Origin of the sequence: Vibrio sp. TMPB1044, assembly GCF_030442075.1 — a bacterium.
Taxonomy (GTDB): Bacteria; Pseudomonadota; Gammaproteobacteria; order Enterobacterales; family Vibrionaceae; genus Vibrio; species Vibrio satsumensis.
Map to the genome: position 1 here is coordinate 339,899 of NZ_JAUJED010000015.1, position 13,984 is coordinate 353,882.

Annotated in this window: 13 protein-coding genes and 1 pseudogene; 8 read left to right on the forward strand and 6 right to left on the reverse strand. The window is 44.0% G+C overall.

Annotated elements, in window-relative coordinates; translation table 11 throughout:
* Positions 1-295: 295 nt before the first annotated feature.
* Complete coding sequence (locus QQ041_RS10835; RefSeq protein WP_261383441.1) at positions 296-568, forward strand: EamA family transporter; 273 nt, start codon at positions 296-298, stop codon at positions 566-568.
* Positions 569-635: 67 nt separating this feature from the next.
* Here QQ041_RS10835 and QQ041_RS10840 read toward each other — a convergent pair whose 3' ends face one another.
* Together QQ041_RS10840 and QQ041_RS10845 are read right to left on the reverse strand one after the other, a co-directional pair.
* A complete protein-coding gene (locus tag QQ041_RS10840) occupies positions 636-1,160 on the reverse strand; it encodes a hypothetical protein (protein ID WP_285953937.1) in 525 nt (174 codons plus the stop codon).
* 51 nt (positions 1,161-1,211) lie between these two features.
* Entirely contained in the window at positions 1,212-1,601 is a 390-nt protein-coding gene (locus QQ041_RS10845; RefSeq protein WP_285953903.1) for a VOC family protein, read from the reverse strand.
* Between the two features lie 195 nt (positions 1,602-1,796).
* Between QQ041_RS10845 and QQ041_RS10850 the strand changes: the two genes are divergently transcribed.
* Entirely contained in the window at positions 1,797-2,684 is an 888-nt protein-coding gene (locus tag QQ041_RS10850; protein WP_285953904.1) for a DMT family transporter, read from the forward strand.
* A gap of 88 nt (positions 2,685-2,772) precedes the next feature.
* Here QQ041_RS10850 and QQ041_RS10855 read toward each other — a convergent pair whose 3' ends face one another.
* A complete protein-coding gene (locus QQ041_RS10855) occupies positions 2,773-3,687 on the reverse strand; it encodes a LysR family transcriptional regulator (RefSeq protein WP_285953905.1) in 915 nt (304 codons plus the stop codon).
* A gap of 188 nt (positions 3,688-3,875) precedes the next feature.
* On the opposite strand from QQ041_RS10855, the gene QQ041_RS10860 reads away from it, so the two are divergent.
* Positions 3,876-5,948, forward strand: a complete 2,073-nt coding sequence (locus tag QQ041_RS10860) for an alkyl sulfatase dimerization domain-containing protein (protein ID WP_285953906.1) — start codon at positions 3,876-3,878, stop codon at positions 5,946-5,948.
* Between the two features lie 349 nt (positions 5,949-6,297).
* Complete coding sequence (locus QQ041_RS10865; protein WP_285953907.1) at positions 6,298-7,122, forward strand: SDR family NAD(P)-dependent oxidoreductase; 825 nt, start codon at positions 6,298-6,300, stop codon at positions 7,120-7,122.
* 19 nt (positions 7,123-7,141) lie between these two features.
* Here QQ041_RS10865 and QQ041_RS10870 read toward each other — a convergent pair whose 3' ends face one another.
* A complete protein-coding gene (locus QQ041_RS10870; protein WP_285953908.1) occupies positions 7,142-7,843 on the reverse strand; it encodes a lipoate--protein ligase in 702 nt (233 codons plus the stop codon).
* 230 nt (positions 7,844-8,073) lie between these two features.
* Between QQ041_RS10870 and QQ041_RS10875 the strand changes: the two genes are divergently transcribed.
* From QQ041_RS10875 to QQ041_RS10890, 4 genes are all read left to right on the forward strand, one after another.
* Complete coding sequence (locus QQ041_RS10875) at positions 8,074-8,973, forward strand: homocysteine S-methyltransferase family protein (RefSeq protein ID WP_285953909.1); 900 nt, start codon at positions 8,074-8,076, stop codon at positions 8,971-8,973.
* A gap of 113 nt (positions 8,974-9,086) precedes the next feature.
* On the forward strand, positions 9,087-10,097 hold the full coding sequence (locus QQ041_RS10880) for a Gfo/Idh/MocA family protein (RefSeq protein ID WP_285953910.1): 1,011 nt from the start codon (positions 9,087-9,089) through the stop codon (positions 10,095-10,097).
* A gap of 9 nt (positions 10,098-10,106) precedes the next feature.
* Positions 10,107-11,612, forward strand: coding sequence for an SgrR family transcriptional regulator (locus QQ041_RS10885; RefSeq protein WP_285953911.1), 1,506 nt, complete (start codon positions 10,107-10,109; stop codon positions 11,610-11,612).
* 152 nt (positions 11,613-11,764) lie between these two features.
* Positions 11,765-12,163, forward strand: coding sequence for a DUF1090 domain-containing protein (locus tag QQ041_RS10890; protein ID WP_146491101.1), 399 nt, complete (start codon positions 11,765-11,767; stop codon positions 12,161-12,163).
* Positions 12,164-12,340: 177 nt separating this feature from the next.
* Here QQ041_RS10890 and QQ041_RS10895 read toward each other — a convergent pair whose 3' ends face one another.
* Both QQ041_RS10895 and QQ041_RS10900 read right to left on the reverse strand, forming a co-directional pair.
* Positions 12,341-13,435, reverse strand: a complete 1,095-nt coding sequence (locus QQ041_RS10895) for an HDOD domain-containing protein (protein ID WP_285953912.1) — start codon at positions 13,433-13,435, stop codon at positions 12,341-12,343.
* A 316-nt stretch (positions 13,436-13,751) separates the two neighbouring features.
* Positions 13,752-13,931, reverse strand: a pseudogene (locus QQ041_RS10900) (alcohol dehydrogenase); the annotation flags it as partial.
* Between the last annotated feature and the right edge of the window lie 53 nt (positions 13,932-13,984).

Genomic DNA, 13,984 nt, shown 5'->3' on the forward strand with positions numbered 1-13,984 from the left:
ATAAGTATGTTTATTTGCTGTGACTCGCATCGTTACACCACCTTACTGTTAATACTATCACTGATTTTACATTGTTTTTATATTAACAAGAACTATTCGAGATAATTACCCTTATTAATAAAAAGGTAATATTCATAATTCAGTTTATTTCCTCAGAATTTACCGAGTTCGTTAATTACGTCAAAATATGAAAATCACCGTAAAATCACTACTGTGTTCATTTATTAAACGAGAAGGTGATAATTTATATGCTTTTATCTAATTCCTATTAATATAAATAATGAAAAGCTAATATATTGAGTGGCAATGGCCAACAGGTTCTGAATTTCTGTTGTTGATATTGGTGGGTGTGATCTCGTCCATCGGCCAATGGTTTGGCGTGACAGCCTACAAATGGGGAGAAGCTAACGTGGTATCTAATGTTGAATATTCGCAGATGATCTACTCAATGATTCTTGGTTACTTGTTATTCGCTGAATTACCAAACACCTTAGCGTTGATTGGCGCAGCGGTGATCGTTTTCAGTGCTGTTATGCCTTTTGTAATCAAGCTTAAGAAAGGCCTGTAATTCACGATTCAATTCGGCCCTACACATTTGATAGGGGCATTTGTTATCTCTAAATTAAAGCTTGTTCTCAATGCTGTTCAAAATACTGATCATGTTGTGATTTGCCAGAATGGTCTTGGCTTCCAGGATAGAACTGTACGAGCGTCTGATCGGCGAGTGTAAGGTGAATCCAGCCTTCTTTGACTCTCAGCCAATTAGTGCCGTTTGTTTCATAGACGCTAGGAAATTTACCCCAACCAGACTTAGTAATCTGTAGTTCTTGGAAGCGGTCAATCGGTGTAAGTTTGTTGCTGTTGAAATCAGCATTGGAGTAAACCAACAGAGGCTCGATAGCATCGCTTGGCTTAAACGTATAACAGCTCACGAAAGCGGATGTGCGATCAAACCATTGGTAGGGCCGTGCTCCTGTGAGATCATAAACCGTGCAGTCATTGAATTTAAGAGCCCACTCTTGATGAGCTTTAAAGCCGAGATACCCTATTGGGTTCAATGATTCAGACTTAGCATCAGTCTCTTTCTTATGTACCAGATCTGAGGTAGCACATCCCATAAGCCCAAGACCAAAAAGAAAAGTCAAAGAGTGCTTCATCATTGTCATACCTCAGTTCCATTCGTAAATGAGTAACTCAATAAAGTCTCTACATTAAACGGTAAGTTCCAATCGATTACCATCAGGATCGAGTACACAGCTCTCATAATAGCCATCTCCAGTTCTTCTTGGGCCATCTAAGCGTTCATAACCATCTTCAATCAAACGTTTAGTGAGTTCATCCACCGCTTGCTCTGATCCTAGAGAAATTGCCATATGGATGAAGCCGGTAAACTGATCATAGAGGTCATCTTTCGATTCAGGAACCGAGTCCATTTCCATGATCTCTAGACGACTTCCTGTGTCGAAAGAGAGGAAGTATGAAGAGAAACCTTTAGTTGGGTTATGGTATTTTGAGTTCGATGTCGCGCCGAAATAGTCTTCATAAAATCGTTTCAACACTTCGAGTTGTTTGGTCCAAATTGCGATGTGTTCAATCTTCATTTTGTTCCCCTAAGCTTGATGTCTAACGCTAGATTACTCATCAAATCAGGATCAATAAACAGAACGAAATCATCAAATCCATTCCTATTTAAGAACTCGAACCTATACCGACAGTTGCCAATGTTAAGATCTAAGTTTGTGTAATACTTAGCTTTGATTCATAGTCGGTGTTTTACATATTCAGAGGTTCATGCTGTGAGCTTTATAAAACTAATTATCCTCGCTGCGATATGGGGTGGTTCATTTCTTTTCATGAGAATCGCAGCTAGCCCTTTGGGCCCAGCAGTCCTAATTGAAGCGCGAGTTCTGTGCGCAGCAGTCACTCTACTCTTGGTTTCTTTTTATCTGAAAAGGAAGCTCTCTTTTAATACTCATTCGAAACACTTTTTCATTCTTGGCTTGTTTAACACCGCGCTTCCTTTTTTGTGTTTCGCTTATGCAGCTCAAACTTTGAATGCTTCAACCCTTGCGATTTTGAACTCTACGGCACCGATATGGGCGGCAATCATTGGTGCGATATGGACAAAAACGGCGCTTGAAAAGAAGGTGCTGCTCGGATTAGGTATTGGTGTCACTGGCGTCGGTGTGTTGGTCGGTTGGGATGCCATGAACATCGGCCAAGAAGCGGTTGTTCCTATTTTTGCTGCGGTTTTGGCTGCATTTAGCTACGGTATCGCCTCTAACTACACCAAGACAGCACCCAAGGTTGAAGCGTTCAATAATGCCCACGGCAGCATGTGGGCGGCAGTATTAATCGTATTGCCGTTTGTGTTCTTTATTCCGATGAGAGAAGCACCCGATCTCACGATCGCCACATCGGTCATCTTGCTCGGCGCGGTTTGTACTGGTTTAGCCTACCTGCTTTATTTCAACCTCATTAATGAACTTGGTGCGCCTTCAGCACTATCGGTGACCTTCTTGATTCCAGTGTTTGGTATTCTTTGGGGGAACTTATTCTTAGATGAAGCGATTGGCATTAATACCATTGTCGGATCTATTCTAGTTATCACTGGCACCATGTTAGTGACAGGAATGTCGCCAATGAAAATGCTCAAAGCCGCTCGTCAAAAACGCGCGCAATAAGCAGGTTGAACCCAAAAATCTTAATTAAAATTCTGATGTAACAGAGACAAAAACGGCTTCCAAATGGAGGCCGTTTTTTATTGAATCGTTAACAGCTTTGAGAACTCGTCATGTATTGCTGAATTTTGGTTCTTAACCATTGATGTGCCGGGTTTAAGTCTGTTCGTTTATGCCAAATCATATACTGCTTCATGGGCAAGACCTCAAACGGCTGGTCGAGCACTTGCAATTGGAATCGCTCCGCAAACTGATTGGCAAAATCACGCGACGTACTACCGACACAGTCCGAGCCCGATACCAACACACACATCGTCATTAGCGAATCACATTCCGCACTGACCTTTCTTTGCTTAAGCGGCGATTTAGTAAAGTAGTCAGCGGTGTATAAACGCGTACGGCGCATTCGAAAAGTAATGTGCTTTTCATTGTAATACTGCTCTTCTGTCACCGAGCCATTAATTCTAGGGTGACCCTTTCTGGCAATGAGCACCAGTTCATCTTCAATCACAGGTTGTTTCATATATCCATTGACTTGCGGATAATGGATATCGATCGCTAAGTCCGCTTGCTGCATACTCAAACTTTGCAGTAAGTCTTCTTCATTATTCGGCACCATATTGAACTCGATTGAGATGTTTCCCAAAGTCTCATCTTGCTCAACAAGGGGTTGAAGTTTGGTTAGGCCGATCTCGTTAACCAGAACTCGAAACACGTGATGCTGCTGATTATCAAACTGCTTTAAGGTGCTGACTGCGCTTGTAATTCCTTCTAACGCGGGCTCTACTCGGCTTGCCAGTTGCACGGCAGCATTGGTTGGAGTGATCCCTCGCCCTTCGCGAATAAAGAGGTCTGTATCAAGTTGAGATTGCAATCGCTTCAATGCTCCGCTGACCCCTGGTTGAGTCATACCAAGAGATTCTGATGCTAAGGTGATCGACTTTAATCGATACACTTCCAAAAACACGCTCAGTAAATTTAGATCTAACTTTTCAACATCACTCACGGTCACTCTCCATGTTTAGGGCACTCGCATTGGTTATGCGACAAGCTTTGCGCTTCAATCTGCTACTTTTAAGCATACAACACATAACAGTTCGTGATGTATTAAATAAAGCTTACTTTATTTTTTGCTATATGTCTTATTCCTATAATCGCCTCAACGAAACAAAATTCTGAAATGAAGAGGCTCTTATGACAACTTCTCGCACGTTCAAAAACGCATCACTATTCCTAGCTATCTCACTCGCATTCCCTGCAGTTGCAGCTAACCATGATCACGCACACTTCAGCGAAATTGGTGACCAAGGTGGCAAAAGCGCAACCGAGATGACGACCAAAGCAAACCAAGAGTTCGCAAAAACACTTAACTTTGCCGACACTCGCGCTTTCGACAATAACAACAAGGGACTGATTGCTAGCTTTGATCAAGAGACGGGCGACATCATCCGTAACAGCTTTAACTTCATCGATCCAAGTGTTTCAAATGCAGACAAAGCGCCAGATTCAGTCAACCCATCACTATGGCGACAAGCGGTATTGAACCAAGCCGCAGAAGGTTTATATGAAGTTGTTCCGGGTAAGGTTTATCAGGTTCGCGGCGCCGATTTAGCTTCGATTTCTTTCATCCGTACTGACAATGGCTGGATCGCTTATGACGTTCTACTAACCAAAGAAGCAGCAGAGAAGTCACTAAAGTTCTTCCAAAAGAATGTTCCTAATGGTGGCAACTTACCAATCGTTGCGATGATCTATTCGCACTCACACGCCGATCACTTCGGTGGTGCTCGCGCAATTAAAGACGCGTACCCAGATGTAAAAGTATATGGCTCAAAGAACATCACTAAAGAAATCGTAGATGAAAACGTGCTGGCTGGTAATGCAATGTCTCGCCGTACCGCTTATCAATATGGTGCAACACTGAATCGCCATGAACACGGTATTGTCGATGCTGCGCTGGCAAAAGGCTTATCGACGGGTAGCATTACCTACGTATTGCCGGACTACGAACTGAATCACAACGAAGAAATTGAAACTCTGGTTATCGACGGTTTAGAGTTGCAATTTATGGATGCATCGGGCACTGAAGCTGCCTCTGAGATGGTGACTTATATCCCGAGCATGAAAGCACTATGGACGGGTGAACTGACTTACCAAGGTATGCACAACCTGTATACCCTACGCGGCGCGAAGGTTCGTGATGGTTTGAAGTGGTCTAAGAAAATCAACGAAATGCTAGTGACTTGGGGGGAAGAAACTGAAGTGTTGTTTGCTTCTCACTCATCGCCAATTTGGGGCGAACAAGAGATCTCTGATTACCTAAAAATGCAGCGTGACGCTTACGGCTTTACTCATAACCAAACGCTTCGCTTAGCTAACAACGGTGTGGTTCTGCAAGATATCGGTGATGAGATCTACAAAGTAATGCCAGACAGTATTCAACAGTCTTGGCACACCAATGGTTACCACGGTACTTACTCGCATAACGCTCGTGCGGTGTACAACATGTACCTTGGTTACTTCGACATGAACCCAGCCAACCTTAACCCACTGCAAGTGAAGCCAGAATCGGTCAAGTTTGTTGAATACATGGGCGGCAGCGATGCCGTAATTGAAAAAGCGCAGCAAGACTATCAAGAAGGTGAATACCGCTTCGTTGCGACAGCATTGAACAAAGTAATTCAAGCTGAACCAGACAACAAAGTTGCACGTGGCCTATTGGCAGATACTTACGAACAGTTAGGTTACCAATCAGAAGGTGCTGGTTGGAGAAACATCTACCTAACGGGCGCTCAAGAGCTTCGCATTGGCACACAACCGGGCGCACCAAAAACCGCGTCGCCGGACGTACTAGCTAACATGACCATCGAAAACTTGTTGGATTACTTAGCTGTAAAAGTGGATTCGCTAAAAGCGCAAGAAACACCATTTACCATGAATATTCAGCTGCCTGACGTGAAAGAGTTCTACTACGTAGAGATGTCGAACGGTAACCTGAACAACATTCAAGTGAGTGAACTGCAAGATGCCGATACGACACTGATCATCAATAAATCAGACGTGTCTGGCATTGTATTGAAGAAAACAACACTCAATAAACTGTTAGAAGATGGCCAAGCAGGCGTGAAAGGTGACAAATCATCTCTGAACAAATTGCTGTCTTCACTGACTGAAGCTGACACCTCGTTTGAGATTGTACCTCGCCCAAGTAAAGGCGAAGAGGTGGATGCCGAGCTATACCAAGATTCATCGGTACACGCTCATTAAGCGATAAAAACTATAACAACGTCAAACAAAGCCTAAAAAGGCAAGATGGCTATTAACGATAAAGCCTCAACCATTGAATCGGTTGAGGCTTTTTTGATTTTAGCTTTATTCGATATCAAGAAAATTAAATGAGAAACCCCACTCACAGTACTCAATAAGCATTTAGAAAATCTTCTTATCAAGCCCAGAAAAACAGTACTGTATTTGTTAAACCACACCCTTATTTCACGGTTTCTCAATAGCAATACACATCCGTACTTTCTATATCTCAGCATGTGAAGTAGTAGAAACTTTGTGCAATCAAACTTTGTTATAAAAGTTGTCCGGACTCTTTATTCAAGGAAGGAAGATGCGAAAAAAGATCATGATTACAGGTGCGACAGATGGTATCGGTTTAGAGACCGCGAAAATGTTAGCCCAACAAGGGCATCACATCCTTATCCATGGACGTAACCCAACAAAACTCAGCAAAGTAGAAACAGGCCTTTCTCGATTATCCAAGGATGCGATTATCGAAAGTTATGTTGCCGATCTCTCTTCTCTTTCAGAAGTTGGAGCCCTCGCCAACCAAGTAAAATCGGAGCATGAAAAGCTCGATGTACTCATTAACAATGCTGGCGTATACAAGGTTTCAGAAGTCACCACCTCAGACAACCTTGATGTACGCTTTGTTGTGAACACCATTGCACCTTATCTACTGACACAGAAGCTTCTCCCTCTTTTTGATGCGACAGGTCGTATCGTCAACCTATCTTCAGCAGCCCAATCAACCGTAAATTTAGAAGCGCTTATCAGTTCGAACGCAGGCAAACTAGATGGCCCAGTTTACGCGCAAAGTAAGCTCGCGCTGACGATGTGGTCTATCGAATTGGCCAACACGCTATTAGATAATGGACCTTCGGTGATCCCGGTGAACCCTGCTTCTTTCCTCGGCAGTAAATTGGTCAAAGAGGCTTATGGCGTGGACGGTAACGATCTGGCGATTGGAGCCGATATCCTGTGTCGCGCTGCACTCAGTGACGAGTTTGCCAACGCATCAGGAAAGTATTTTGATAATGATTCGGGGTTATTCAAAGACCCTCATGCCGATGCATTGAATCCCGCTAAAAACCGTAAATTAGTGGAAGCACTTGACCGGTTGCTAGAAGAGAAATTGTGCGTGGCACCCAGTTGATTCTGGTAGACACATAGCATCACACATACTTGATGAAAGCTTGGCTTAACTGCTGAAAGAGTGAGTCTATGCTGGGCAAGGGTGTCACATGCTCGGACAACGGAGTATGAACCTGCGCATCGACCACGGTTGGATTGCCGCAAACCTGATTATAAAAGTTCACGGGGGCAACGATGTGCTCTAAGTCAGCGTCTAGCAAGATACAGGCTTGCGAAAGTACGATTTGACCGCCCCCGCGTTTAAGCAAAACACGCTGAGCCGTACCCACTATTTTTTGTTTATTGATGTTGAGGTTGTAATCGCCATCGCAATAAGAACCTGGGGTTGCATGAACATCCACATCGACGCCCAGCTCTTTAAAAAACATCGTTAATACATTGCACAAATGTAGATACGCTTTTTGAATATTGTAGGCTTCATCACGAGGCCAATGATAAATGTGCGATAGGTTAATGACACCCGGCAGTTGGGGAACGGGAGCGCCGCCCGTTTTACGCGAACAGAGTTGCCAGCCTTGGTCGGCGAGCTGTGCTTGAGACTGCACCGTCACTGGCCATTTTTTACCTGCGGGCAAAACGAGTGTCGGCGTTTTTGCTTGCCAAAGCATCAAGGCTTGTCCAATCTCACCAGCCTGTATCTGCTGCAATAATTCAGCTTCTTTTTCAAACGCACGCTCAACATCAATGTGCGGGTAACATACGAGTTTATTCACTAACTTCAATGCACTTTTCCTCTACAACTTGTTGTGTTCGAATTATTCACAGGCCTCAGTGATTAATAATATATCCCCCAAATCCAATACAACATAGCGCCAGAGGCACAATATCTTATTATTCCTATTTATGCGGGATCGACTTAGTTAAAACCCTTACGTTTGGATAGCTTTAGTCAAGCAAGGTTGTCTGATATGGTGGCGGCAGAACTTCAGCAATTGTTTAGATAGTATTGAATATGAAAACACTCACCATACTTGATGGCGGCATGGGCCGAGAACTCAAAGAAATTGGCGCGCCATTTTCTCAACCACTTTGGAGTGCTCAAGCGCTGATTGAAGCACCCGACTTTGTTAGCCAAGCACACCAAAACTTTGTCGACGCAGGCGCTGAAATCATAATTACTAACAGCTATGCGTGTGTGCCTTTTCACTTAGGCGAAGAGCTTTTTATACAAAGAGGCTTTGAGCTAGCGGCGCTTTCTGGCGAACTGGCTAAAGCTGTAGCGGACAAGGCTCCTCAGACTGTACAAGTCGCAGGTGCGATTCCACCGCCATTTGGTAGCTACCGACCAGACTTATTTAAGGTAGAAGAAGCAGCACCAATCATTCAAACCCTTTACGATGCACAAGATCCAAATATCAACCTTTGGATAGCAGAAACCATCTGTAGCCTGCAAGAATTCGAATCCATTCATTCGGTACTCAAGCAATCAAACAAACCGTGTTATTACGCATTCAGCTTGGAAGACACCAAGAGCGATTGTGCCAATATTCGTTCTGGCGAGAGCGTAACAGACGCCATCAAACTGGCCTGCAAATCAAACGCAAAAGGCATTATGTTTAACTGCTCAGTGCCTGAAGTGATGGATCAAGCCATTATTGATGCTAAGAAAGTGATCAATGAGCTAGGTGGTAGCTTAGAAATTGGTGTCTACGCAAATAACTTTGCACCTATCAGCAGCGAACATGAAGCGAATGACATGCTTCAAGAAATGCGCGAGCTGGATGGTCAAGGTTACTTAGCTTACGCCAAACGCTGGTACACATTGGGCGCGAATATCGTCGGTGGTTGTTGTGGCATCGGGCCCAAACACATTAAAGCCCTAGCCGATTGGAAGCTCTCCATACAGAGCTAAACCAGAGCTTCAACTAGAATAAAATAAATAGAGAACAGGTTGAGAAATCTGTTCTCTATTTGTATGTGACGTCTCTGAGTACACTGATACAAAACAACGATTTGGAGCAACTGATGAGCAACACGCAACGCAAGATTAAATGGGGTATAGCCGGGCTAGGTAATATCGCCAATAGATTCGCAACCGCAGTCACAGAACACTCTATGCATGGTGAATTGTATGCTGTTGCTGCAAGAGATCACTCTCGCGCGGCCACGTTCGCCAACAAGTTTGGTTGCGACAAAGCTTATGGCTCTTATGAAGAAATGGCGCATGACCCAAATGTTGAAGCGGTTTACATCGCTACGGTTCACCCATACCACCAGCCACTCGCCGAACTGTTTCTAAAGAACAATAAACACGTATTGGTCGAGAAGCCCGCCTTTACCAACCTTGGTGATTGGTTAGAAATGAAAGCCCTTGCGAAGCAACATGATGTGATGTTACTAGAGGCAATGAAGACTGTCGTGTTCCCAGCCTATCGCGAGCTTCAATCATTCTTGGTCGACAACAACATTCAGGTAGACTCGATAGAAGCCAGCTTTGGCAATGAACACGACTATGACCCAGAGCTGTTTATCTTCAACCCAGATTTAGCGGGCGGAGCAACGCTTGATGTTGGGGTGTATGGACTATGGTTTTTCTACGATTTGTGCCGCACGCTTGGGGTTACGCCTTCTATCCCTCAAGTAGAGATGTCGAGCCTTTATGAACAATCAAATGTTGATACCGATTCATGCTTCCAGTTCTCTGGAGAAATCAGCGCGACCATATCGGCTTCAACGGTGCGCAATCTGCCACGCGCTGCGCGATTAATTGGCCCAGACATCACCATCACAATTCAAGAGAAGTGGTGGAACCCTGCCTACATCGAGATCGAATACCGGAATGAAACCTTCACTATTCAACACCCGATTGAGGGCAATGGGTTCGAATATCAAATCGAGCACTTCTCGCAACTTCTATTAGAAGGCAAACTTGAGTCTGATATCCTAAGCTCAAAGATAAGTGCACAGGTTCTTGCAACCATGGAAAAAGCACTCGCTGATGCAGGCTACCAACACTTAACTCAACCTAACATTTAGGAATGCGAATTGGGCAACCTTAAGCGCAAGCTTGAACTGTACGAAAAGATATTTCAGGCTTTTGGGCCTGGAGTATCACCCTGCCAAGTCAGTCAAATAGCAACGCTTCTACATGTTAGCGAGCGTCACGTTCAAACTCTACTCAAAGCAATGACAGCGCAAGGCTGGATTGAGTGGCAAGCCAGTTCTGGGCGCAACAAAAAGGCACAGCTCACGTGTCTGGTTGAACCGATGGATATTTGTTACCAATACGCACAAAACCAAGTAGATTCAGGTAACGTCGAGCAGGTATTTAGCACCTTGAGCTTTAACGGACGCAACGCTGGCGCGGAACTGCAAGCTTTTCTAAGCAGCGCCAATCAATCTGCACAGAGCGTCGCGTACATTCCCTTTCACCGTGAGCTCGAGACTCTTCATCCTCAACGAGTACTTAGGCGCACCGAACGCTTCTTAGTGATGCAGGTGTGCCAACGCCTCACCTCCGTTCAGCACGGTAAGCTCAGCGGCGATTTAGCCTACCATTGGCAACCCAATGAAGATGCAACGATCTGGCATTTCCAAATTCGTAATGGCGTTCAATTCCACAGCGGTCGAACACTTGAAGCTCAAGACATAGCACGCAACCTTAACTCACTCTGCCAAGACAAAATATGGCGTCGCTGTTATCAGCATATTGATGAGGCCTCTGTCTCGCCTGGTAATGTGCTTGTCGTGAAATTGAATCAACCTGATTGGCATTTACCGCGCTTACTTGCCAGAGTTGAAGCTTCCATATTTGACTCATCATCAACTGATAGGCTGATTGGTTCTGGCGCATTCTCGTTAGACATTTTCTCGAACAAGATGTTGAGATTGAGCCGCAATAGCGCGTATGTACACAGTACGCCCATTCTCAATCGAGTTGAGTTGTGGGTCTATCCAGAATGGGCACAGAGTAAAGCTTGCGCTCAAAATAAGGTGTGTGTGAAGCTGCCCGAAAAGACGATCACAGTGAGTGGAGATAACTCTGCTGATCAACAGAATTTCGGCTCAACGTTTTTCAAGATTCAGAACCCAACATTGTCTAAACCATTTCGCGAATTCACCGTTGAAGACACCTCTGAATGCCAAGTGCTATTCAAACAGTTGTCGGTTTCTGACGAGTGTCCGATTGTCGTTGAATATGGACACTACCAAACCATCAAAGACGTCGCGCTATGCAGCATTATTGATGAAAACGACACCTTTGCTTCGTGGCTAAGCTTCTTCAGTCGGTTCCCGTTTGAGGACTTAGCTCTACCCTCTGAGATGCTAAAAACAATAGAACAAGGCTTAGCTTCAATAACAAACCAGCCAAACTTTGAGTTAGCAATGAATGCACTGTTGATGCTTCGGCTTTGGTTGAATGACTCTGGGATTGTGGTTGAGATCAAGCAAGAGGCGTTCAACTTAGAGGTTTCTGAAAAGATACACGGCGCGCAAGTGAATGGTTTCGGTTGGTGCGAACTCGACAAGTTATGGATTAGCCATTTGTAAATCTAACCATGTTCAAAATAAGTCATTAGGTACAGCAACTTATCTTTAACACTCCCCTGCCAATAGCAAGGTAATCGGGTGCTAATGTACTCTGGAAGTAATACTCAACAAAAAATAACACAAGCTAAACAGCCATAATAAGAAGGTAAACCATGACTCGACACTTAAAAGGCTCATTACTGTTTCTTTGCGCATTCTCTTTTAACAGCATGGCGAGCACCCAATGCGACGCACTAACTGGTTGTGAAAAGAAATTCTGTGAGATCGAATATCAAATAAAGAAAGCGGAGCAGTACGATAATCAGTACAAAGTGGAGCGATTAACCACGGCGTTAAAAGCCGCGAAAGAGAACTGCACTAATGAAGGCTTGAAGGATGATCTCCGTGAGAAGATTGAATCCAATGAAGAAGATTTGGCCGAATACAGAGCCGACTTAGAAGAAGCAAAAAGAGACGATAAAGCGGATAAGATTCAAAAATACCAACATAAGATCGAAAAAGAACTGCATAAAATCGATCGCTCAAAGCAAGAGTTAGCAGAGCTCCCTTAAGCAGCAATTGTTTTCAGCTAAGCCCCTTGTTCTAAGCTACTCCCTAGTTTTGATACATCATTTAGCTACCAATGATGTATCAAAACTAGAAACAAAAATGGCCTTACATATTAATAAGGCCATTTAAAGCATGCTGATTTAAACAACATCCACAATTAACAAAGCAAATTCGACAGCTTATCCCACCAACGCCAATTCAGACTCTTTATAGATGCGATTAGCTATCTTATACGCTGCCGGTGACGTCAGCCTCTCCTTGCATCGACTCTTAAACTGCTCGATGTCGATCGCCTGTTCTTCCAATAAGTACGTCAGCTCACTCAAAGAGTTAGCCTCAAACACAGCTTGGCCAAGTGGAGTGCATGCGTATCTGCTCGACTCTTGATAACCAATCACAGTCAGTACCGATTCAGGCAGATCCCAGAACTTTGCAATCGTGTAAGTCAGGCGAATAGAATAGCTATTAATCAAGCGCTTCAATGCCAACGAGTTAGGCGGAACTGAAGGGTCAACATGCTTGAAAGCTTCCACCATCATTTGGAAAATGATCATCTTGCCTAGGTTACGGATCAACCCAACAAAATATGCGGTAGCTTGGTCTTCTTGAGATGGCGACTCTTTCATTAACTCCTTAGAAAAAGAAGCAGTTTGAACACTGTGATTCCAAATTTTCTCACCGAAATGACGCCAGTAAATATTATTGCCCGGCGTAAAGTTCTTCATGTAAGAATTCACCACTCCCTCAACAAGGCCTTGAGAGCCCATATTTAAGAATGCAGTTTTTAGGTCCGTCACCTGCTTTTCATTACGTTTGTAGAACGCACTGTTAGCCAGTTTAATCACATCGGCCGCCATACTCGGCTCGCGCTCAATCACTCTTAACAGTGCATCGACATCAAATTCGTCGCTCTGTAATTCTGCCATCAATGTAGTCACTGAGGCTGGCATCACTGGCAATTCATTGAGCAAGGCTTTTGGAGAGCGAATCAAATGTTCGATCTGACAAGCGACAAAATCGCTAAATGGGTCTGACTCTGTTCGAAGGCGAGACTCTCCAAACAAGTAATCAAGAAACTCACCATCGTGAAGGCTCATCGCTTTGTCGACGATTAATGATGATGGTTGAGCTGACGAAGGCGGAACAAAGATTGAAGAGCGAACAGAATCAGTAGCAACGATTTGTTGTTGCTCTTTTTGGGCAGGCTCTGCAGAGGGTTTGTTTTTTGAATCAACAAAAGGCGAGAATAGTGCCTGCAATACCCTTTTAAACATCAATACGGCTCCTAGATGAATACAAAACAGAACGGGATATATAACGGCGGCGATTATTACATAGCAGACTCATAAACCATACAATGATAAATAAATCATTAATTTTTCAGCTGTATAGGATCTGTTACTCATCAAGTTGTTAAACCAAACTTACGTATCTCCCAGAAACAAAAAGAGCGAGCTATTAACGCTTGCTCACTCTTCCATCAATCTAAATCGTAAAGCTGACTAAAACTAGCGCTCTGCCACTTCTTGCACAATCTTGGCTACGTGCTTTTCTTCAAGAACTCATCTTGTTCAGTATGGAGTCAGCCAATGGGAAAAACGCTAGCTCAACATCAGACATTGTGCTGTTCACCGCGTAAGCATGTTTTGCTGCTACTTTGGTGTATTCAGCAAAACCGCCATCGCACTCAGAGCCAAAATACCATCGCTGCGGCAAATCTTGCCCATAAACCTCAGTCAAACAAGGCTCAATCAGAACACGTTCGCCAATACTTCGTTGCCAACGGCTACGAATCAAGAAAATGAAAAATTCCGCACCCAATA